The following is a 22,164-nucleotide window of genomic DNA, read 5'->3' as shown; positions in this document are numbered from 1 at the left end:
GTAGAATAAACCTTTTAAATATATTATGATAAAAAAAACATTGCTTTTATTTCTTGTTTTCTTTTGCAAGGAATCAATACCTCTGCATGCTCAATCTGCCAAGTCGGAAAATGTGTGGACGGCAGATAATAAAAACGGTACATTTAAAAACCCATTGCTTTGGGGCGATTGGCCCGATCCTGATGTCATTCGCGTAGATGATACTTTCTATTTCATTTCTACAAGTATGCACTATGTGCCTGGTTGCCCTATCTTAAAATCGAAAGATCTGGTGAACTGGGAAATGGCAGGGTATGCCGTAGATAAATATAATGAAGATCCCCGCTATAATTTTCAGGGTGGAGATAGATACCTCAGGGGCTCCTGGGCGGCAACCATACGGCATCATAAGGGATTGTTTTATGTCGGCTTTTGCACGCCAAATTGGGATAAAGAAAAAGGAAATTTCTCAATTTGCACATCAAAAGATATAAATGGTCCCTGGAAGAGAACTATTTTTCCGGAGTACTTGTATGACCCGGGTTTGTTTTTTGATGATGATGGGAAAGTGTATGTCGCTCATGGTCAGCAAAAACTCTATATCACCGAATTAAATGCCGATGCTTTATCGGTGAAAACACCACAAAAGGAGATTTACAACAATCGTGATTACCCTTATCTGGAGGGCTCCCATGTATACAAAATCAAAGGGAAATATTATATTTTGGGTTCTACAGGTGGTACACAAGGAAGGCAGGTTTGTTTGCGATCTGATAATATTTATGGGCCTTATGAATCGAAGGTGATCATCAATGACGATCATACTTATCCAGGCAATGGGCTGCACCAGGGCGGAATGCTGCAACTAAAAGATGGCTCCTGGTGGTTTATCATTATGCAGGATCGCGGAGCAATAGGGAGAACCCCTAATTTGGAACCTGTGACCTGGGTTGATGGCTGGCCGATGTTGGGGATAAATGGAAAAGGAGTAGAAACACATAAAAAGCCGGATGTGGGTAAAGTCTATCCGGTCACTGTTCCGGCTACTTCCGATGAGTTCAATACCTCAACACTTGGTTTACAATGGCAGTGGAACCACAATCCTGCTGAGGATAAATGGTCGCTAAAAGAGAGAAAGGGATACCTGCGTTTGCATGCCTTGCCTGCAAAAGAGTTGACAACGGCAGTGAATACACTGAGTCAACGGGTGCAGGGTCCTGCATCAGAAGGTACCGTAGAGATGGAAGTGTCGGGGCTGAAAGATGGCAATATAGCTGGTTTCGGTATTTTTCAATCCCCTTATGCTTATATCGCAATTCGGAAAAAAGGGAATAAAAAAACTTTGCTGATGGTAAACAACGGTAAAGTGATCGACAGTATTCCTAATTTTTTACCCAATAAACTATGGTTAAAAGCAAATGCCACGCACATTGGTTTTATTGCTTCTTTCTCCTACAGTGTGGATGGAAAGAAATTTATTCCATTTGGGAATCAGCTTAATATGGGCCTAGGTTTAGATTGGACTGCCAACCGATTTGCCCTATTCAATTACAGCACCAAAAATACAGGGGCTGGTGGTTATGCCGATTTTAATTGGTTCCGTTTCAAGGGAGAGAACCCTATTCCAAATAATCAAAAGGTAACTTATGATGGCAATAGTCTTAAAATTGACGGTAAAGAAACCTTTGTGTATAGCGCCGCATTTCATTATTTCAGGTGCCCCAAAGAATTATGGCGGGACCGTTTTAAGAAAATAAAAGCTGCAGGGTTTAATACCGTTGAAACTTATATACCCTGGAACTGGCATGAAAGAAACATGCCAAAGAATATCAATGATTACTCCCAGATAGATTTCTCTGATTTGCAGGAATGGCTACAAATGGCTCAAAATGAGTTTGGATTGTATACCATCGTTCGCCCCGGTCCGTTTATTTGTGCAGAATGGGCTGGAGGTGGTTATCCGCGTTGGCTTGCAAAATTCAGACCAGAAGGCCTAAAAGATTTTTGGCTCAGAAGCAATGATCCCGAGCATGTGAAATGGAGTCTACATTGGTATAAAGCCGTGAATAATTTTATCGCCAATGAACAAATTAGCCACAAGAAAAAAGGGGAAAAAGGAATTATTCTGGTTCAAATAGAAAATGAATATGACTCGGATGAAAGCAAGGATAAGACTGCGTTTTTACAATCCTTATATCGTTCCGTTAAGGATGCAGGCATTACGGTACCTATATTTACCTGCCTAACCGAGCAATGCAGAGGAAGCAAGGACAGCTTATTGTCGGACGTTTTTGACTGCGATAATTATTATGTAGGATTAAATGATGCGATTAGCTGTGCCAAACGCATGAGTGATTTAAAACACAAACAGCCCAATGCACCTGGTTTTGTTACCGAATTGCAGGGCGGCTGGTTTTCTACTGTAGCCGGGCGTCTAGGTGAAGACCACGAGTCCGATCATAGACATTTCTATGCGATCGGGATGATGTCTATTTTGGGTGGTGCTACCGGCTTGAATGATTATATGTTTTATGGGGGGACTCACTTTGACGGATGGGGTGCAAGAGGGCAAACTACCTCATACGACTATAATGCGGCCATCAGAGAAAATGGATCGCTATCGAAAAAATATATTGCTGCCCGCAACATTGGGTCATTCATCAAAAAATATGAACAGCAGTTGATTCATGCTAAAGGTGGGATTTGTGCTTTTGAAAATGTGCCGGATGAGTTAAAAGGTGGTGTCCGAATTGCTTCGGATGGGACCAAATTTGTTTTTCTTCATAACAGTTCGGCAAAAAAGAAATTGTCAGGCACTGCATTGGTTAAGCCCGGAGTAGATGCTGACATGGCGAAACCCATTTACAATGTAAATCAAAATGAAGAAAAAGTGCTGATCACGACGGCAGCTAATGTGAAAAATGAATTGTCATCGGAGGCTTCATTTGAAGTGGAGTATACCTTGGATTCTTTGGAAACGAAGGTGCTGGTTATCCCTCCAAAAGCTGGGGCCAATAAAGGTTTTTGGTGGAGTATGCAGGAAGATCTAAACAAGCAGGTGGTTGTACAACAGCCTAAAATCCATATTCCAATAAAGGAAGTGCAGACCATCAATGAAGATTTTAATGCAGATTGGAAAGTATTAAGCCCGAATGTTTCATTGCCCGAGATGGGAGTGAATGATTCCCGATATGTGCTTTATCGTTCGCAAGATTCATTAACACAAAAAGAAGCAAAGCGCTTTGTGAAATTGTTGTTCAACACTTATTCAAGAGATGTCTTGAATGTTCAGGTAAACGGCAAATTGGCAACACGTCTGTATCCTACGGATAAATATGCTGCGGTTGTAACGAGAAATGTCAACAAATCTTTTGAAAGGATCAAAGACAATGAATATGATAATATTTTTGATGTCGCCGGATTACTACATGCAGGAGAGAATGAAATCACTGTGGTGTATGAAAATATAGGTCATGAACACGGTTATTATCCAATGGAAGAATTGAGTGGGATTAAAACTGCCGGGCTGTCTGATACAACGACAATGATACAAAAGGTGCTGAAATGGAAAGTAGCAACCAACCTGGCAGGTATAGATCATGGTTTTGTGAAGCCTGAATTCGCCGCCGACAAATGGAATAAAATGCAATTAGATACTGCCTTCTCCATCCCAAGAAAAGGAAATGGGATACAGCCGCAGGGAAAACAAACCGCTTTATTTACCTGGTATAGGGCAGAATTTGAGTTGCCTGCAAATGCTGATCCAGCTACCACCTGGCGAATGCTTATTAACGCTTCAGGTAATGGATATATGTACCTCAATGGACATAATATTGGAAGACACTGGGAGGCTGGCCCACAACGCGAATTTTATCTGCCCGAATGTTGGTTGAATTTTGGAAAGGATAAAAAGAACGTGATCACTTTTGGGCTGCGTCAAACCATGAATGGAGCTGTAATTAAAGGAATGGAGATAACGGAGTATTAATCAGAAATAATTATGACCAGTAGACTAATTTTCTTTGTTTTAAGCATATGCAGCCTACAAAGTGCTTTTTGCCAAAACAAGGGGAGAAATGTTAAGGGAACAACAGCTAGAATAGCTCAAAATCAATCGGATCCTACAAGGAAAGTTTTTAATTTGAATACAAATTGGGCCTTTTTCAGAGGAGATGTTAAAGGAGCCGAGTCGCTTAAGTTTAATGACGACAAGTGGTTTTCCGTTGCGGTACCACATAGTATGCGGCTGGAGAAAAAACACAATGGTGGTGCTCAAATTTACCAGGGTGTTGGCTGGTACCGTAGGTATTTCAAAGTTGATCAGTGGGCCAGTAGAAAGCGGATTACATTGAATTTTGAAGGGGTACAGAAGAATTGTGAGGTGTTTCTGAATGGGGAAAAGGTAGCCACACATTATGGCGGATATTTGGGTTTTGTGGTGGATATAACAGCCGTAGTTAAGTTTGATCGTACCAATGTTTTGGCCCTGCGGGTTGTAAATACCAACGATCCCCTTACCCCTCCGGGGAAAGAACTGGATAGACTGGATTTTAATTATTATGGTGGCATTTATCGTGATGTATCTTTAATAATAACCAACAAACTCTATATTTCTGATCCTCTTGAAGCCAATAAAATTGCCGGAGGAGGTTTGTTTATTACCTATCCAAAAGTGCAAAAGGAGAAAGCGGAAATAAATATCAAGACACACCTGGTAAACGGAATAGGAATAAGTGACTCCGTTACGCTGGTTAGCAGCATAAGAGATCGCAATGAAAAGGAGGTTGCCCGTTCTGTAACCAAGGGTTTAGTTAAAGCTGAAATGGAATTTGATCAAAACCTGGTTGTTCTGCAGCCAAAGTTGTGGCATCCCGATCATCCTTACCAATACCATGTGGTATCCCAGGTATATAAAGGCAAAAAACTGTCAGATGAAAAAATAACTTTAATGGGAATCCGCAGCATTGCTTTCAGATCTCCTGAAGGGAAGTCAGATGGTTTTTACATGAATGGAGAGAAGTTATATCTGAGAGGTGCCAACAGGCACCAGAATTACCAGTTTATTGGTGATGCAGCCGCTAATTCTATGCAATACAGAGATGCCATGCAATTGAAGAAGGGTGGTTTCAATGCGGTGAGAGCCGCACATTATCCACAGTCTCCAGCTTTTTTAGATGCTTGTGATAAAATCGGTTTGTTGGTGATAGAATGTGAGCCTGGATGGCAATTATTTAATAAAGATTCTGTATTCATTAAAAGAACCTACCAGCAGGTACGGGAAATGATTCGGCGTGATCGAAATCGTCCTTCTGTTTTCTTATGGGAAACCTCGTTAAACGAATCACCCACACCGGATTCATGGGCAAAAGAAGTCGTAAGGATAGCCCATGAAGAAATGCCCAACAACCAGATGTTTACAGCAGATGATTTCTTTGCTAAAGGAAGAAAGTATTATGATGTAAGTTATAAGGTGATTAATGAAGATGGTACCGACCCTAACCCTGAGATGCCTTCCCTTACGAGAGAATGGGGCGATACCTGGATGGCCGATCCGCAAAAGGAAAATGGCTTGAGGGCATCAAGAATGTATACGGCTAAAGGTCTCTTAGCACAATGTGTTTTAAGACAAAATGCATTGAATGGAACTATGTTGGAGGAAGAAGGTGGATACTGGGATCATGCAAAACTGGATGCCAACAAAAGAATTGGTGGATATTTTTTGTGGAGTTATAATGACTATACCCGGGGTTCAGATGTAATTACTGCTTTCAGTGGCGTAGTGGATATCGACCGTTATGAGAAGTTTGGGTACTATCAGTTACAGGCGATGCAAGATGCACGAAATCCTGTATATGGACCAATGGTTTTTATAGCGAGTTATAACAGCCGACCAGATTTGGATTCAACAATTACTGTTTTTTCGAATTGCGACCAGGTGAAATTATACCGAAACAATCAACTGATTGGCGATATGACCAGAAAGGACAATGCGGTTACTGCTCCTTTTGTAGCTGCAAAAGGAGGAAGTCCATATTATACATTTAAGACGAGTGGTTACGAACCAGGCGAATTGAAAGCCGAAGGTATAATGGATGGTAAAGTGGTTGCAAAATCTGTTGTTAAAACACCAGGAAAGCCAGACCACCTGGAAATTGAAATTGCTGACTGGGGTATAAAACCAGTTGCAGACGGATCGGATATGATACCGGTATATATTAAAGTATGTGATAAGGATGGAACGGTCATTACAAATACAAAAGCGCTGCAGTCGTTTAAAATCAATCTGCAGGTAACTGGGGAAGGAGCCTTGATAGGAGCGGCTATTCCAAGAATTGAAGCAGCTGTTCAGTATACCGAAGGAGGTATCGGATATGGTATCATCCAAACTTCTGAAAAGGCAGGAAATATTATAATCACAGCAGGTAGTTCCGGATTAAAATCAGCCAGTACAACGATGAGTACAATTCCTTATGCTGGGAGATTTTTACAAGATGGGATTCATGCAAAATGGAAGTTTGAAAAAGAAACAGAGGATAGTTCTGTATTGCCAACCGATGCTGTCGATGTGTTGCCTCCTCCAATTAAAGTTACTCCTGAAATGATCAGGGAACCACTGGGAGGGCTGCCAACTAAAATTGAAAATTTGATTGACGATAATCTTTCTACGATCTGGATGCCAGGGAAAAATCAACTGCCGACTGAATTAGTGATCAACCTTGGGGATAGCTATACACTCAAAGGCAGCCGGATCATTTGGGGGAAAGATAGTGATTGGTATACCTATTCCATTGCCCTTTCCACAAATGGGATCAATTGGCAAAATGTAATCACCAATAAAAAGGTTTCGGGTCAAGAGTACAAGCCCTTATCTTACAATTATGAAAATGTGAGACAAATCAAAATAACCATTTCTGAGGTGCAACCGGAAAAGAGTAAGGTGGCCATTAAAGATCTGCAGTTTTATGGGGTAAAGACCAATGAGAAACGCTAAGGCATTTTAGTCTGTAAAAAAAGAGGGGAATCATGAATGATTCCCCTCTGGGTGGAGCCGAAGGGGTTCGAACCCTTGTCCAGTTGTGTGATAAGTTATGCCTTCTACATGCTTGTTTTCCATTTTATTGTCGGGAGCAGACGGGCCGGAAACCTACCTTGTCTTTTTCCTTAGGTACTTTATCTCGCCGCTAATCCGTACCTATTAGCAGCCAGCATTGTTATTTCGATGCCCCATATTCTAACCTAACGATGCAGCAGTCAGAGGGACAAAAGCTAGCGTAATTCTAAATTAGGCAGCTAAGGCGTAGTTATTTTCGCCAATTATAGTGTGAACGTTCTCTTTTAAGTGCTCGCCGTACAACGCACTGCATGCTAACATACGTAGCGCCACCCTGTCAAATCCAAAACGGCCCCATGTGTTAGTAACACAAATGTATGAATTTTATGCCATAGTTCTACCAGGATATTGTTTTAATGCAATTTCCAGACAATCCATAGCTTGGTTAATGTCATCAGTATTTAAGACATAAGCCATTCTAACTTCATTTTTTCCAGAACCAGGAGTAGAGTAGAATCCTGTAGCAGGAGCCATCATAACTGTTTGATTGTTATGCTCAAAGCTTTCCAGCATCCACTGACAAAATACGTCAGCATCATCAATTGGAAACTTCGCAACCACGTAAAATGCACCACCTGGATTCGGACAAAAAACACCTTCAATCGCATTCAATCTTTTTACAATTGTATCTCTACGAAGCGTATATTCTTTATTAACGGCCTCAAAATAGCTGTCTGGAGTATCCACTGCTGCGGTACCTGCAATTTGTTCAACCATACCCGGACTAAGTCTTGCTTGTGCAAACTTTAACCCAGATTGGATCACTTCCTTGTTTTTCGTAATCAAACAACCTAATCTTGCACCACAAGCACTGTATCTTTTTGATACCGTATCCATGATTACCACATTTTCATCAAGACCATCTAAATGCATTGGAGAGATGAACTCTTTTCCATCGTAGCAGAACTCACGGTAAGCCTCATCAGAAAATAAGAATAAGTCGTATTTCAGACAAAGTTCCTTAAGTGCTTCTAATTCTTCTTTAGAATATAAATAACCAGTTGGGTTATTCGGGTTACAAATGATGATTGCTTTAGTACGAGGCGTGATTAACTTCTCAAATTCCGCAATAGGAGGAAGGGCAAAGCCATTCTCAATATGTGATAAGATTGGTTTTACAACCACATTACTCATACAAGCAAATCCATTGTAATTCGCATAGAAAGGCTCTGGAATGATGATTTCATCACCTTCATTTACGCAGGTTTGCATGGCAATAGTGATCGCCTCAGATCCACCAACGGTAACTAAAATATCCGCAGGAGTGATGTTGTACCCTAATTTATTATAGTATTCCGCTAATTTGGTTCTGTAAGATAGCGTTCCTTCTGATGGGGTATAAGCCCAAACATCAAAATCTATATTCTTGATGGCATTCAGCATGCCTTCTGGTGTCGCTATATCTGGTTGTCCAATGTTTAAATGAAAAACTTTTTTGCCATCTTTTTTTGCTTGGTCAGCAAATGGAGTTAGCTTTCTGATTGGTGATGCGGGCATTTGGAACCCTTTTTCTGAAATGTTAGGCATATCGCAAAAATAAAAGACCTCGTTATAGAACGAGGTCTTAATAAAAATATCGTTTTAAAAATTACTTAGTAGGAGCTGCTACAGTTTCACCTTTGATGTATAAAACTTTAGTAGTGGTTTTAGCATTTGAAGTGATGGTAATCGCTTTGCTAAATGGCATTGCAGCACCAGTTGGGTTATAAGTCACTTTAATGGTACCACCTTCTCCTTTTTTCACAGGAACTTGAGTGTATTCAGGTACTGTACAACCACAAGTAGTCTCTACTTTTGAAATAATCAATGGTTGATCTCCAGTGTTAACGAATTTAAACTCAATGGTTGCAGCTTTGTTTACAGGGATTTTACCAAAATCGTTCAGCTCCTTATCAAATTTGAACTCAGCTGGTTTTGTTTGAGCGTTAGTAGCAACACTTACTCCTAAAATTAATGTAAATAATAGTAATAACTTTTTCATGATTATGGTGATTTAAAGCAAATTTAAACTTTTGATTCATAAATCAAAAAGTATTCCAATATATAAATTACAGAACAGCCATAAGTCATACTTTAGATTTTATGTATCTTTGTGCCCTAACTAATATTGCTTATGATGCCTGATATTACACCTACTACCAATCCTATTGATGCTTCAGAGTTAAGTTTTGAGGACTTTAAGACTATTGTGGTAAACGACTATAAAATTGCTTTCGAGAGTCGACAAGCCAGTTTATTGGGTCGTAAGGAGGTGTTAACGGGTAAGGCGAAGTTTGGTATTTTTGGTGATGGAAAGGAAGTTCCTCAGATTGCCATGGCCAAAGCCTTTAAGAATGGAGACTGGCGCTCTGGCTATTACAGAGATCAGACTTTTGCATTTGCTACAGGCATTTGTACCATCAAAGAATTTTTTGCCCAATTATACGCCAACCCTAGTGTTGAAGCTGAACCTGCATCCGCAGGCAGACAAATGAACTGTCACTTTGCAAGCCGTTCTATCGATGAAGATGGAAATTGGAAAGACCAGACAGCCATGAAAAACTGTTCTTCAGATATTGCTCCTACAGGTGGACAAATGGCAAGATTAGTCGGACTGGCTTATGCTTCCAAATTGTTCAGACAAAATCCAGAGTTAGAATACCTGAAAAACTTTTCTGTGGAAGGAAATGAAGTAGCCTTTGGAACAATTGGTAATGCTTCTACCTCTGAAGGGATCTTTTTCGAGTCGATCAATGCCGCAGGAGTTTTACAAATTCCGATGGCCATCTCTATTTGGGATGATGGATATGGAATTTCTGTTCCTGCAAAGTATCAAACTACTAAAGAAGATATTTCTGAGATTCTCAAAGGTTTCCAAAGGGATGAAAATGCCGATGGATATGAGATCTATAAAGTAAAAGGTTGGGATTACCCGGCTTTATGTGAAACCTACCAAAAAGCGATCGATGTATGCCGTACAGAACATGTTCCGGTAATGATCCACGTTACAGAGGTTACACAGCCACAAGGACATTCTACTTCTGGTTCCCACGAACGCTATAAAGATAAAGCGCGCTTAGAATGGGAAAAAGAGTTCGATTGTATCGTTCAGATGCGTAAATGGATGATTGAATCAGCCATTATCTCTGAAGAAGAATTGGTGGAAATGGAAGATACGGCCAAGAAAATGGTTCGTGATACCCAAAAAGAAGCCTGGAATGAGTTCCTTGCTTCAATTAAAATTGAAAAAGATCAGGTCATTGAATTGATCAATAAGGTGGCTAACGGAAATCCTGCCATCACTAAAATTACAGCTCAATTGGCCAGCACGCCAGATGCCATGCGTAAAGAGGTGATTTCCTCTGCCAGAAAAGCTTTGCGCCTAACTGTTCAAGAGCTTTCCAGCGAAAGAACAGCACTGCTAGAATGGTATAATGAACAAACTGAGCTGAATGCAGAAAGATACAACTCGAAGTTATTTACCGATGGAAAAGATAGCCCTTTCTTAATTGATGTGCTGCCTGCTGAATACAGCGATTCCAGCAAAATGGTAGATGGTCGTGAATTGTTAAATGCTTGTTTCGATGCGAACTTTGGTCGCGATCCAAGATTAGTTGCTTTTGGAGAGGATTTAGGTGCTATTGGTGATGTAAATCAAGGTTTTGCAGGTTTGCAGGCTAAATATGGCGACCTCAGAATTACCGATACAGGAATCAGAGAAATGACGATTGTTGGCCAAGGAATTGGATTGGCAATGAGAGGCCTTAGGCCAATTGCGGAGATTCAATACCTGGATTACCTGTTGTTTGCTTTGAATGTATTAAGTGATGATTTGGCAAGTTTATCTTACCGTACTAAAGCCGGACAAAAAGCACCAGTAATTATCAGAACCCGCGGACATAGACTGGAAGGGGTATGGCATTCCGGATCTCCTATGGGAATGATCCTTGGTTCTTTACGTGGATTGCATATTTGTGTGCCTCGTAATATGACTCAAGCTGCTGGTATGTACAATACTTTGTTCAGATCTGATGAGCCAGCTTTAGTAATTGAATGTCTGAATGGCTATAGATTAAAAGAAAAACTTCCTGAAAATGTTGGCGACTTTACCGTTCCTTTAGGTAAAGCCGAAGTGATTAAAGAAGGTGCTGATATCACGATTGTTTCTTACGGATCAACACTGAGAGTGGTAGAGGAAGCAGCAGAAGAACTGGCTCAATTTGGTATTTCTGTAGAGATCATTGATCCCCAGACTTTACTTCCTTTTGATACCGATCATGTATGTGCCCAGTCTTTAACGAAAACCAATAAATTATTGGTCGTAGATGAAGATGTGCCAGGTGGTGGCTCTGCTTTTATCTTACAACAGATTTTAGAAGAACAAAAAGGGTATTATAGCCTGGATGGACAGCCAAAAACAATTAGTGCAAAAGCACATCGTCCTCCTTATGGTTCTGATGGTGATTATTTCACTAAACCTTCGGTAGATGATATTATCGAGGCTGTTTACCAAATGATGCATGAACATAATGCGACTAAATTTCCCGCTATATTTTAATACCAAGGAAAGATCATTCGTCTTTTAGAAATTATATATAAAAAAAGGTGTTCTGTTGAGGAACACCTTTTTTATTGACCAGCTTTAACAGACTGAGCTGCTAAATCATTGGATTAATCCAGTTTACTGCTCTTATTTCTAAGTAATTGATCTGCTAACACCAAAGCTGCCATGGCTTCCACAATGACCACTGCGCGTGGCACCACACATGGATCATGACGACCTTTTCCTTTAATTTCTGCAGCTTCACCAGCTGCATTAATGGTTTGTTGGTTGTGCATAATCGTTGCTACAGGCTTAAATGCAACTGTAAAGTCGATTTCCATGCCATTAGCAATCCCTCCCTGAATTCCTCCGGAGAAATTGGTTAATGTTTTTGGCTGGTCCTCCCCAACAAGGAAGATATCATTGTGTTCCGATCCTCTCATTTCGCTTCCGCTAAATCCTGAACCGTATTCAAAACCATGTACCGCATTGATGCTCAACATCGCTTTTCCAAGATCAGCATGTAGTTTATCAAAAACAGGTTCGCCTAAGCCAACCGGGCAGTTTCTGATGATACAGCTTACTTTTCCACCAATCGTATCTCCATCTTTTCTAATGCCATCAATACATTCGATCATTTCCTTTGCCGTAGCCGGATCTGCGCAACGTACGATGTTCTCCTCCCTGATCTCCAAAAGCTGATCTATCGTTAAAGAAGAGTCCAGATTCGGTGCATTAATCTTGCCTACTGCCGATACATGCGCAAAGATTTCAATGCCATGGTGCTTTAAAAACAACTTGGCAATAGCACCAGCAGCAACGCGAGCAGCAGTCTCTCTTGCAGAGGAACGGCCACCACCACGGTGATCGCGGATGCCATATTTTGCATCATAAGTGTAATCGGCATGAGAAGGACGGTAAACGTCTGTATTGTGACTGTAATCTTTACTCCGTTGATCTTCATTCGGAATCAGCATCGCAATAGGAGTACCGGTACTTTTACCTTCAAATACACCAGAAAGAATTTGAACGGTGTCGCTTTCTTTCCTTTGGGTGGTGATTTTCGATTGTCCGGGTCTGCGCTTGTCCAGTTCCGACTGAATAAATTCCAGATCAATGGGCAATTGTGCCGGACAGCCATCTAAAATAACACCAATAGCTGCACCATGTGATTCGCCAAAAGTGCTGATGCGAAATAATTGTCCGAATGTATTACCTGCCATTTTTTGTTTTTTTATGGGTTAATTTAAATCACTGTAACTGTAAATCCTGCTTTTTCCAGGTCTTTCCAAAAGTCTGGGTATGATTTTTCAACCACATCCATTTCTTCCAATACCACTTCTTTGATCAATAAACTCAGCGGGGCAAAAGCCATCGCCATGCGGTGATCTTCATAAGTACCGAAAATAACGCGCTCAGGGAAATGAAGATTTTCGCAGTTTAAAGTATAAATAAGGTTGTCCTCATTTAAAGTTACACCAATTTTTGCAAGTTCATTTTGTAGCGCTTTAACACGGTCAGTTTCCTTAATTTTTAAGGTCTCCAATCCAGTGAAAGCAAGGTTTTGCTTCAAAGCTGCCGCACATACAATAATGGTTTGTGCTAAATCCGGACAATCTTTAAGGTCTAAAACCTCTTCGTCGAAATTTTTATCAGTAGAGGAAAGGGTAATTCCTTCAGCTGTAGTCGCTGTTTTTACGCCGAAGGCAGTCATGATTGACCTGATTCGGCTATCACCTTGTAAGCTTTTTTCCTTTAAATAAGGTAGAGAGATTTCTGCTTTTGAGGCCAGACAAGCAATGCTATACCAGTAAGAGGCTGCGCTCCAATCCGGTTCTACTACTAATGTTGCTGGTTTAAAAGGTTGTGGTTTGATGCTGATGTTTTGGCCATCCCAGGAATGACTGATACCAGCTTCTTCCAGCATATTCAAGGTCATATTTACATAGGGAAGAGAGGTTAATTCCCCTTCAATCTGTAAAGTCAGGCCCTGCTCCAAGCTAGGGGCAATCATTAACAAGGCAGAAATATACTGACTGCTAATGTCTCCTTTGATTTTTACAGTTGCCGCTGTTTGTTTTAGTGGACCCTGAATGTTCAATGGCGGGAAGCCTTCTTTTTCAGCATAACTAATGTCGGCGCCTACTGCTTTTAAAGCTTCTGTCAGAATACCGATCGGACGTTGTTTCATTCTTTCGGTACCAGTCAGCAAAAACTGACCCGGAAGGGTAGGAAGGTAAGCCGTTAAAAAGCGCATGGCAGTACCCGCAGGTCCCACATCAACGGTTTGTTGATGTGGAGTTGCGGTTGAAATCTGATTTAAGATGCGTTCAAGGGTGACAGAATCGGCAGCAATAGACATATTCTCTACTTTTACCGCTCCTTTACTTGAAGCACTAATGATTAATGCCCTGTTGCACTCGCTTTTTGAACCCGTAAGGGTGATCTCTGTATGGATTTCTGTGTTTCCGGTAAAAGAAACAAGTGCATGCTTACTCATTCTTAAGATTTAACTTCTGTATGTGTTTCTGCTGCAATGCCTTTTTCTACTTTGCCAGCATTCATGATTTCTGTTTGTTTGCGGATAGACTCACCGTGAACCAACTCTAAGAATTTCTCTGTAAAGTTCAGATCTAATTTCAATGCTTTTGCAAATGAAATTCCTTTGTTCATGATTGCATCCCAACGGTTAACTTGTAAGATCGTTACTTGGTTGTCGCGTTTGAACTCGCCAATTTTACCTACGATCGCCATACGCTCACCTAGTTTTTGTAACAATTGATCATCGATTTTGTCGATTTGCTTACGTAAATCCGCCAATTGATCTACAAATACTTCGTTTTTAGACTCTGGCTCACGAACGGTTAAACGCTCAACTAATTCGCTTAAAGCTGCAGGAGTTACTTGTTGTTTTGCATCTGTCCAAGCTACTGATGGGTCAACATGTGACTCAATCATTAGACCTTGCATGTCTAAATCAAGTGCTTTTTGTGAGATGTAAGGGATTAATTCGCGGTTACCGCAGATATGACTTGGGTCGTTGATGATCGGAAGATCAGGACATAAAGTTTTCAATTGAATCGCAAGTTCCCACATTGGTTCGTTACGGAACGAGCTTTTCTCGAATGAAGAGAAACCACGGTGAATCGCACCTAATTTAGTGATACCAGCACCATTGATACGCTCTAATGCACCAATCCATAACTGAAGATCTGGATTTACTGGGTTTTTAACCAATACTGGAACGTCAACACCTCTTAAAGCGTCAGCAATTTCCTGAACACAAAATGGGTTTACAGTTGAACGTGCACCAATCCAAAGGATGTCTACACCAGCTGCTAAAGCTTCTTCCACATGTTTTGCGTTGGCAACTTCTACTGCTGTAGGTAAGCCTGTTTCTGCTTTTGCTCTTTTCAACCACTCTAATCCAATGCTTCCGATACCTTCGAATTCTCCCGGACGGGTACGTGGCTTCCAGATACCAGCTCTAAGTACAGATACTTTACCTGTAGCAGCTAGTAAATGTGCGGTAGTTAGCAATTGTTCTTCAGTTTCTGCACTGCATGGTCCTGAAATGATTAGTGGTTCGTTGTTGGTGTTCAACCAAGTACTGATTGGCTGGATGTTCAATTGTAATTTCATCTTTTTTGGGGTTTAATTTTTGTATGTTTTATGAAGGGTTTGATATTGGGGTTCTGTTTATTATACTTTATCGTTTCTCATGTATTCTCCCATAATGTTGAAGTTTACCGTGTATTTTAGCGTTTGACGAATGGCTTTGTCGTATTGCTCGTTGTTGGTCCATTCCATGTCTACGTAGAAATAGTATTCATTTCTTTTTCCTAGAACCGGCATACTTTGGATTTTAGTTAAGTTTACATCTTGCTCAGCGAAGATGTTGAGTACTTTAGATAAGGCACCAACATGGTTGCCTACCTGGAAGCAGATAGATGCTTTATTGATTTCCGGCAGATCGTCTGTTTTATCTTTTTTTAACACAAGGAAACGGGTATAGTTCTTTTTGTTGGACTCGATTCTTCTTTCAATGATATTTAGTCCGTATAATTCTGCTGCTAGCGTATTCGCAATGGCTACAGTGTCAGTTAATTGCTCTTCTTTAATGCGTTTTGCACAAGCTGCAGTATCGTTGCTTTCAATCACCTGAATGTGAGGGAAATCATCGAAGAAATCTACACACTGACGAATCGCAATCGGGTGGGAGGTCGCAAATTTAATGTCTTCAAATTTAACACCTGGCAAAGCCATTAGGTGCAATTGAATCGGTAAGTAAACCTCTCCAACGATCGCAAAATTGTATTCGCGGATCAGGGTGTAGTTTGGTAAAAGGCTTCCCGCAATGGAGTTTTCAATAGCCATGATCACAAAATCAGACTGCTTGTTTTCCAGGCTTTCACAAGTCTGTTTAAAAGAATTACATTCTATGGTTTCAATGTCTTTTCCGAAGAACTTGAATGCGGCCTCTTCATGAAATGATGCCTTAATACCTTGAATTGCTACTCTTGTTTTTTTCTGTTTCATTTTGCCTGATTGAATTTTCTTGTGGTTCTTACGCTTGCGAAAGGTTTTTGACCTCCTGCGGGCTTTAAATTTTTTGGTTAAAAAAAAAAGTCCCGGCTTTAGGCCGGGACTTTTCATATACACTCTTATCTTATGATTTATGTTGCATATCAGTCCCGGCTCTTACTAAAGTAGTAAAAGTAACCAAACCAATATGTAGTAACATTTTTCATCTCGATTGTTTTTTCGTTTTTGTTTTTCCAAATGTAACAACAAAATTTAATTTGTCAATACTTTCTTAAAAAAAATTATTTATCGTGTGTACTGTGTTATTCGTTGTGTGACAAAACATTAGCTGTTTTAGCCCCGGTTCTCTCTATATTTATTTTTTGAAAAACGCAGCTAAAAATAGTTTCAGACCTTATTTAGCCTGATTATTATAGTAAGCTAAAGCTTCCAAAATATCCTTTTCTGTAACGATGCAATTGTAATCACAAGCACCTGTTTTACTTAGTAAAGAAAACATAATTTGTCCATGTTCATTCTTTTTATCGCTCTGCATGAAACCTAAAAGATCAGTAAAGCTTTCTTTTTTGATGTGATATGCAGGGTAAATGCTTAGGATATATTGGGTAATGTCTGCTAATTCTTCTGGACTCAGCGTATTGTTCGTGCTAGATAAATAGGCCTCCGCAACCATTCCGATAGCGATGGCCTCCCCATGGGTCAGTGGCGCTTTATCGTTGATTAGGGCATAGCTTTCTACCGCATGACCAATGGTATGACCAAAGTTTAATATTTTACGGCGACCTTTTTCCTGAGGATCTTCAGTAACCACTTCATTCTTGATTTCTACTGAACGGTGAACCTCAATAGGAGCGATATCTTTATAGTCAGCAGCTTTTAAGCGTTGGTAGTAAGCTGCATCTACAATCAAACCGTGTTTGATCATTTCTGCAAATCCTGATAGTAATTCTCTTTCCGGTAGTGTTTTCAAGAAGGATGTTTCAATAAATACAGCTTGTGGAAGGGCAAAAGTACCCACCATATTCTTTACATTGTCGATGTCGATCCCGGTTTTTCCACCCACAGAAGCATCTACTTGTGCCAATAAGGTAGTTGGGATGTTGATGAAATCAATTCCTCTTTTATAGGTTGATGCAATGAAACCACCCATATCTGTAATCACACCTCCACCGAGATTGATCATTAGACATTTACGATCTGCTTCAAAATCTAATAAGGTCTTCCAAATACCAATACAAAAATCAATGTTCTTGTTTTCTTCTCCAGGATCTGTTTCAATCAGGTCGAAGTTGGTATAATCGTCCAGCATTCCCTGTAACAAAGGCAGACAAAATTCCGAAGTATTCCTGTCTACGAAGATAAATACCTTACTGTAGTTACCCTCTTCTATGATTTGTGCTAATGGCGCAAGTTCCGTTTCAAAATGGATGTTATGGCCTGAGCTTTCTATAACGTTCATTAAATTACGGTTATTTTTTGACCCATAAAGCTAATTACATCGCCTACGCGAACTTTTAACCGCTTGCGGAAGTCTACTTTGCCATTATATTTTACCAAACCGTCTTCTACAACTGTTTGTGCTTCGCCACCACTTTGTACTAGTGAAGTTGCTTTTAGCAACTGAATGAGTGGAATAAACTCACCTTCTAATTTGAATTCTATCATTATACCTGCAAATTTACAATTATTTATAAAGGGTTGTAGCATGGTTAGCCGTGGAATTTATACTTTTGCATGCAATATGACTAACCATACGACTTAAATGGAAATTTTCCCCAAAAAAACATTAAATTTTGACAACACTGAGGTTGCTTTTCGTAACAAATCAAATTCAGAATTAAACGCTGGATATTGGCTTTTCAAAGTAATCAGCAGTAATTTCTTAACAAAAGTTGGTCCTCCAATTACCAATTTTTTTCTAAACATAGGCTTGCCTATAAAATCAATCATCAAGGCTACTATTTTTAAACATTTTTGTGGCGGCGAAACGATTGCGGAGTGTGAACACACCATTGCACAGCTGGCTATCGGAAATGTAGGTACGATTCTGGATTATTCAGTAGAAGGAGAAGAGGAAGAATCAGTATTTGATTTTACTTGCGAAGAGATCATCAGAACGATAGAAAGAGCTGCAGGAGATCCACGTCTTCCAATCTCTGTATTTAAAGTGACTGGTATTGGCCGTTTTGCCCTGCTGGAAAAGTTAGATGCAAAACAAACTTTAACAGCTGCTGAAGAAGCGGAATATGCTAAAGTGAAAGCCAGATGCGAAAAGATCTGTAGCGTAGCTTATGATAAAAACGTACCAATCATGGTGGATGCAGAAGAAACCTGGATCCAGGATACCATTGATGAGTTGGCTGTAGATATGATGCGTTTGTTCAATAGAGAGCGTATTATTGTGTACAATACTTATCAAATGTACCGTCATGATAAACTAGCTGACATGAAAGCAGATCATTTGATCGCCAAAGCAGCCGGTTATATTCTTGGTGTGAAAATGGTAAGAGGTGCTTATATGGAGAAAGAGCGTAGAAGAGCGGAAGAAATGGGCTATTTATCGCCGATTCAACCTAATAAAGCGGCTTCCGACAGAGATTATGACGAATCTTTAAACTATTGCATGGCCCATATTAATGAAATTGCAATTGTTTGTGGTACGCATAACGAAGACAGCTGTAGAGTGCTTGCAAACCTGTTGGATAAGCACAAAGTAGACCATAACCACCCTCATGTGTATTTTGCCCAATTGTTGGGAATGAGTGATAACTTGAGCTTCAATCTATCTGATGCTGGTTATAATGTAGCTAAATATGTTCCTTACGGGCCGATTAAAGCCGTTATGCCATATCTTTTCAGAAGAGCGCAGGAAAATACTTCAATTGCAGGACAAACCAGCAGAGAGCTTGGTTTGATCATGAAAGAGAAAGAACGCAGAAAATTGTAATCTGATTATAAATGAAAATCCCCGCCTGATTCAGGCGGGGATTTTTTATTGGAGCCTTGTCCCGTTTAGCGGGTTCTTGCTTGTTTTATCATTTGATTAGTGCTTTTGTCCCATAGCCTGATCCACATCAACACCCAAGCCTTTCGCAACCGCCATACCCAATTGAATATCTGCTCTAAAGAAATGGCACAATTGTAAATTGATGATTTGTGCTTTTTTAGGACCGGTAATGCCACTCATGGCGCCAACAATATTGTTTACCAGATTTGTACGGTCTGCCGGGCTCATTACCTTGCGGTAAAGGTCGCCGGGTTGTGTATAATGATCGTTATCACCTGGACCTTCATTTCTATCGTACCAATCGGCAACATTAGAATCTAATTCCCATGCTGGTTCTTTATAACTTTCATCAGGAATGACATCCCCAAAGCTGTTCGGGTAGTAGTTTGGATCATCATTTCCATTATCGTCAATGCGCATTTGTCCATCACGATGGTAATTGTTCACCATAAAAGGGCAAGTGTTTACCGGGATTTGCTCGTAGTTTACGCCTAATCGATAGCGATGTGCATCCGCGTAAGATAATATACGTCCCTGAAGCATTTTATCAGGCGAATATCCAATACCGTCAACAGTATTTGAAGGCGCAAAAGCAGCTTGCTCTACATGAGCAAAGTAATTTCTTGGAATTTGATTGAGTTCGAGTACTCCTACATCTAAGAGTGGGAATTCTCCATGTGGCCATACCTTAGTCAAATCAAAAGGATTCCATCTAAATGTTTTGGCTTCAGCTTCTGTCATGACCTGAATTTTTAGGTCCCATTTTGGGAAATCTCCACGGTCAATTGCATCCACTAAATCACGCTGAGCATGGTCCATATCCTGAGTACGCATCGCATCTGCTTCAGGTCCGGTAAAGTTTTTAATGCCTTGCTGAGTTTTAAAGTGGAATTTTACCCAGGTGCGTTCATTGTTTTTATTGATGAAGGAGTAGGTATGGCTACCAAAGCCATCCATGTTACGTAGGGAGTAGGGGGTACCACGATCAGACATCAAGATCACTACCTGGTGAAGACTTTCTGGATTTAACGACCAGAAATCCCACATCATGGTAGGGCTTTTTAAATTTGTTCTTGGATCTCTCTTTTGAGTATGAATGAAATCACTGAATTTCTTTGGGTCCTTGACAAAGAATACCGGGGTATTGTTCCCAACAAGATCCCAGTTTCCGTCTTCCGTGTAAAATTTTATGGCAAAACCACGTGGATCCCTTTCAGAATCGGCACTACCTTTTTCACCACCAACGGTAGAGAACCTTAAGAATATTTTACATTCATTACCAATTGCTCCGAAGATTTTGGCTTTTGTATAGGGAGTGATGTCATGTGTTACCTTAAATGTACCATAAGCACCGGTTCCTTTTGCGTGAACTACACGTTCAGGAATCCTTTCCCGGTTAAAGTGGGCCATCTTTTCATGGAGAATAAAATCCTGTAGCAGTAGCGGTCCGCGACTTCCTACAGATTGAGTATTTTCATGTTCAGCATAAGGTCTACCAGATGCAGTAGTAAGTTTGCGTTTGTTCGTATTGTTATTTTCCATAAACGGTGATTTATTGTTTATGATAAAATTATGGTTAATAACGATCGGTAGCAAACTGTAAATATCTATACTGATATAGAGTATTTCTATGCTGGTAATCAGCTTATACTAGCTCACTTTGAAGTCCTGATTTCCGGTCAGTAATTCCCAGAACAATATAAAGTCGCTGGCAAGACTGAACATCGGATATTTGAAGGTGGAAGGTTTGTTCTTCTCAAAAAAGAAATGGCCAATCCAGGCAAAACCGTATCCCAGGAATGGCGTCGCTAAAATGAAACGCCATTCGTGAAATAGGATTCCTGTAAATACAGAAAGAATTACGAGGCCTGTTCCTATAAAATGTAACACCCGACTGGTTAAATTTTTATGCTCTGTCAAATAATATGGATAGAATTCTTTCAGAGTTTTAAATTTTTGTTCAGCCATTGTGTCTTATTTTTATTTAGGCCCGCAATTTACGTTTTTTTTAGGAGGCATTAAAGGATATGGTGCTCCTTTAATACTTCTTCGAGGTATTTTGGGTGCTTTGTCATCAACAAGGTCTGCATACCTGCTGTTTTTGCGCCTACAAGGTGCTGTGGACTGTCGTCGATAAACAAAGTCTCTTCCGGGATGAGGTTGTTCTCCTTCAAAACCTTCTCAAATATTTCTACATGTGGTTTTCTCAATAACATTTGCTGAGAATAGTATGCTTTTTCAAATAACCCGCTATTGTCTAACATGTCAAATTCCCTTTTCAAATAATCTACGATCCAATTGTAATGGATCTCGTTGTTGTTACTCAGTAAAAATGTGCGGTATTTTTCCTTCACTTTTAACAAAACTTCATGCACATTTTCTGGAACTCCGATCAATAAACTGTTCCAAGCAGCATCAATTTGTTCATCTGTGATGTCTTTATTTGTCGATTCCTGACGAATTCCTGCCCTAAATTCGGCTGGACTGATCGATCCGGTCTCAAAATCATTAAAAATATTGTGGTGGTTTTTATGCGCAAAAAACTCTTCAATGTTCTCTATACCGAGTTGTATTAGAGCTTTTTGAGCGCGTTTAAAGTCTATTTCAAAGATGACATTGCCGTAATCGAAGATGATATTTTTTATTTTTTTCATAGAAACTGTTTCGAAAATTCGATTCAAATATGTAACATTGCATTCGCAAAATCAATAAGATTTTTCAGGGCCATTAGCTCAGCTGGTTAGAGTAGAAGACTCATAATCTTTTGGTCGATGGTTCGAGCCCATCATGGCCCACTGCTTAAAAAGCCGTTTTTCTGAAAAGAAGAACGGCTTTTTTCGTTTTATAATTTTGACTAGATGAAATTACTAATAAATCATGGATCAATCCCAAAACTTGTGGAGCACTGATACTTTTTTTCGATTTTATGCATACAACTGGGTTAGCCTGAAAAGGAAGAATTCAATATTTTTTACCCCTCTAAATTGCGATCTGAATGCC

General features: G+C 40.0%; 15 protein-coding genes, 1 tRNA gene and 1 other RNA gene. 5 read left to right on the top strand and 12 right to left on the bottom strand.

Going from position 1 to position 22,164, the window contains the following annotated elements; translation table 11 throughout:
* The first annotated feature begins 25 nt into the window (after nucleotides 1-25).
* A complete protein-coding gene (locus GM920_RS23625) occupies nucleotides 26-3,967 on the top strand; it encodes a beta-galactosidase (protein WP_202986138.1) in 3,942 nt (1,313 codons plus the stop codon).
* A 153-nt stretch (nucleotides 3,968-4,120) separates the two neighbouring features.
* Nucleotides 4,121-6,970, top strand: coding sequence for a glycoside hydrolase family 2 protein (locus GM920_RS17320; protein WP_182959828.1), 2,850 nt, complete (start codon nucleotides 4,121-4,123; stop codon nucleotides 6,968-6,970).
* Nucleotides 6,971-7,019: 49 nt separating this feature from the next.
* Here the strand turns inward: GM920_RS17320 and ssrA are convergent.
* The 3 genes from ssrA to GM920_RS17305 all read right to left on the bottom strand — a co-directional run bounded on the left by ssrA (nucleotide 7,020) and on the right by GM920_RS17305 (nucleotide 9,071).
* Nucleotides 7,020-7,386: a transfer-messenger RNA gene (gene ssrA / locus GM920_RS17315) on the bottom strand.
* Nucleotides 7,387-7,414: 28 nt separating this feature from the next.
* Nucleotides 7,415-8,617 (bottom strand): pyridoxal phosphate-dependent aminotransferase, encoded by a 1,203-nt coding sequence (locus tag GM920_RS17310; RefSeq protein WP_182959826.1) that lies wholly within the window; start codon nucleotides 8,615-8,617, stop codon nucleotides 7,415-7,417.
* Between the two features lie 61 nt (nucleotides 8,618-8,678).
* Nucleotides 8,679-9,071 (bottom strand): DUF1573 domain-containing protein, encoded by a 393-nt coding sequence (locus tag GM920_RS17305; protein WP_182959824.1) that lies wholly within the window; start codon nucleotides 9,069-9,071, stop codon nucleotides 8,679-8,681.
* Nucleotides 9,072-9,203: 132 nt separating this feature from the next.
* On the opposite strand from GM920_RS17305, the gene GM920_RS17300 reads away from it, so the two are divergent.
* Nucleotides 9,204-11,627 carry an alpha-ketoacid dehydrogenase subunit alpha/beta gene (locus GM920_RS17300; protein ID WP_182959822.1) on the top strand — a complete coding sequence of 808 codons (2,424 nt, stop codon included), beginning with the start codon at nucleotides 9,204-9,206 and terminating at the stop codon, nucleotides 11,625-11,627.
* Nucleotides 11,628-11,740: 113 nt separating this feature from the next.
* Here the strand turns inward: GM920_RS17300 and aroC are convergent, their stop codons facing one another.
* From aroC to GM920_RS17270, 6 genes are all read right to left on the bottom strand, one after another.
* Nucleotides 11,741-12,835, bottom strand: coding sequence for a chorismate synthase (gene aroC, locus GM920_RS17295; RefSeq protein ID WP_182959821.1), 1,095 nt, complete (start codon nucleotides 12,833-12,835; stop codon nucleotides 11,741-11,743).
* A 23-nt stretch (nucleotides 12,836-12,858) separates the two neighbouring features.
* Nucleotides 12,859-14,112: a 3-phosphoshikimate 1-carboxyvinyltransferase gene (locus GM920_RS17290; protein WP_182959820.1), complete on the bottom strand. Its 1,254-nt coding sequence runs from the start codon at nucleotides 14,110-14,112 to the stop codon at nucleotides 12,859-12,861.
* Between the two features lie 2 nt (nucleotides 14,113-14,114).
* Nucleotides 14,115-15,254 carry a chorismate mutase gene (locus GM920_RS17285; protein ID WP_182959819.1) on the bottom strand — a complete coding sequence of 380 codons (1,140 nt, stop codon included), beginning with the start codon at nucleotides 15,252-15,254 and terminating at the stop codon, nucleotides 14,115-14,117.
* Between the two features lie 60 nt (nucleotides 15,255-15,314).
* A complete protein-coding gene (locus GM920_RS17280) occupies nucleotides 15,315-16,151 on the bottom strand; it encodes a prephenate dehydratase (protein ID WP_182959818.1) in 837 nt (278 codons plus the stop codon).
* A 400-nt stretch (nucleotides 16,152-16,551) separates the two neighbouring features.
* Nucleotides 16,552-17,616: a 3-dehydroquinate synthase gene (gene aroB / locus GM920_RS17275; RefSeq protein WP_182959817.1), complete on the bottom strand. Its 1,065-nt coding sequence runs from the start codon at nucleotides 17,614-17,616 to the stop codon at nucleotides 16,552-16,554.
* Complete coding sequence (locus GM920_RS17270; RefSeq protein WP_182959816.1) at nucleotides 17,616-17,822, bottom strand: RNA-binding S4 domain-containing protein; 207 nt, start codon at nucleotides 17,820-17,822, stop codon at nucleotides 17,616-17,618. Before GM920_RS17270 ends, aroB begins: the two co-directional genes overlap by 1 nt.
* 97 nt (nucleotides 17,823-17,919) lie before the next feature.
* Here GM920_RS17270 and GM920_RS17265 point away from each other — a divergent pair, with 97 nt between their 5' ends.
* The gene (locus GM920_RS17265) at nucleotides 17,920-19,104 is read left to right on the top strand and encodes a proline dehydrogenase family protein (RefSeq protein ID WP_182959815.1); all 1,185 of its coding nucleotides are present in this window, start codon (nucleotides 17,920-17,922) and stop codon (nucleotides 19,102-19,104) included.
* 96 nt (nucleotides 19,105-19,200) lie between these two features.
* On the opposite strand, the gene GM920_RS17260 is transcribed toward GM920_RS17265, so the two are convergent.
* From GM920_RS17260 to GM920_RS17250, 3 genes are all read right to left on the bottom strand, one after another.
* The gene (locus tag GM920_RS17260) at nucleotides 19,201-20,706 is read right to left on the bottom strand and encodes a catalase (protein WP_182959814.1); all 1,506 of its coding nucleotides are present in this window, start codon (nucleotides 20,704-20,706) and stop codon (nucleotides 19,201-19,203) included.
* 108 nt (nucleotides 20,707-20,814) lie between these two features.
* On the bottom strand, nucleotides 20,815-21,132 hold the full coding sequence (locus GM920_RS17255; RefSeq protein WP_182959813.1) for a DUF962 domain-containing protein: 318 nt from the start codon (nucleotides 21,130-21,132) through the stop codon (nucleotides 20,815-20,817).
* A gap of 50 nt (nucleotides 21,133-21,182) precedes the next feature.
* A complete protein-coding gene (locus tag GM920_RS17250) occupies nucleotides 21,183-21,818 on the bottom strand; it encodes an HAD family hydrolase (RefSeq protein WP_182959812.1) in 636 nt (211 codons plus the stop codon).
* A gap of 67 nt (nucleotides 21,819-21,885) precedes the next feature.
* Between GM920_RS17250 and GM920_RS17245 the strand changes: the two genes are divergently transcribed.
* Nucleotides 21,886-21,959: transfer RNA gene (locus GM920_RS17245), tRNA-Ile, on the top strand.
* The last annotated feature ends 205 nt before the right edge of the window (nucleotides 21,960-22,164 follow it).

This window comes from Pedobacter gandavensis, assembly GCF_014172405.1.
GTDB classification, from domain to species: Bacteria; Bacteroidota; Bacteroidia; order Sphingobacteriales; family Sphingobacteriaceae; genus Pedobacter; species Pedobacter gandavensis.
This window is presented reverse-complemented; position numbering and strand designations above follow the sequence as displayed.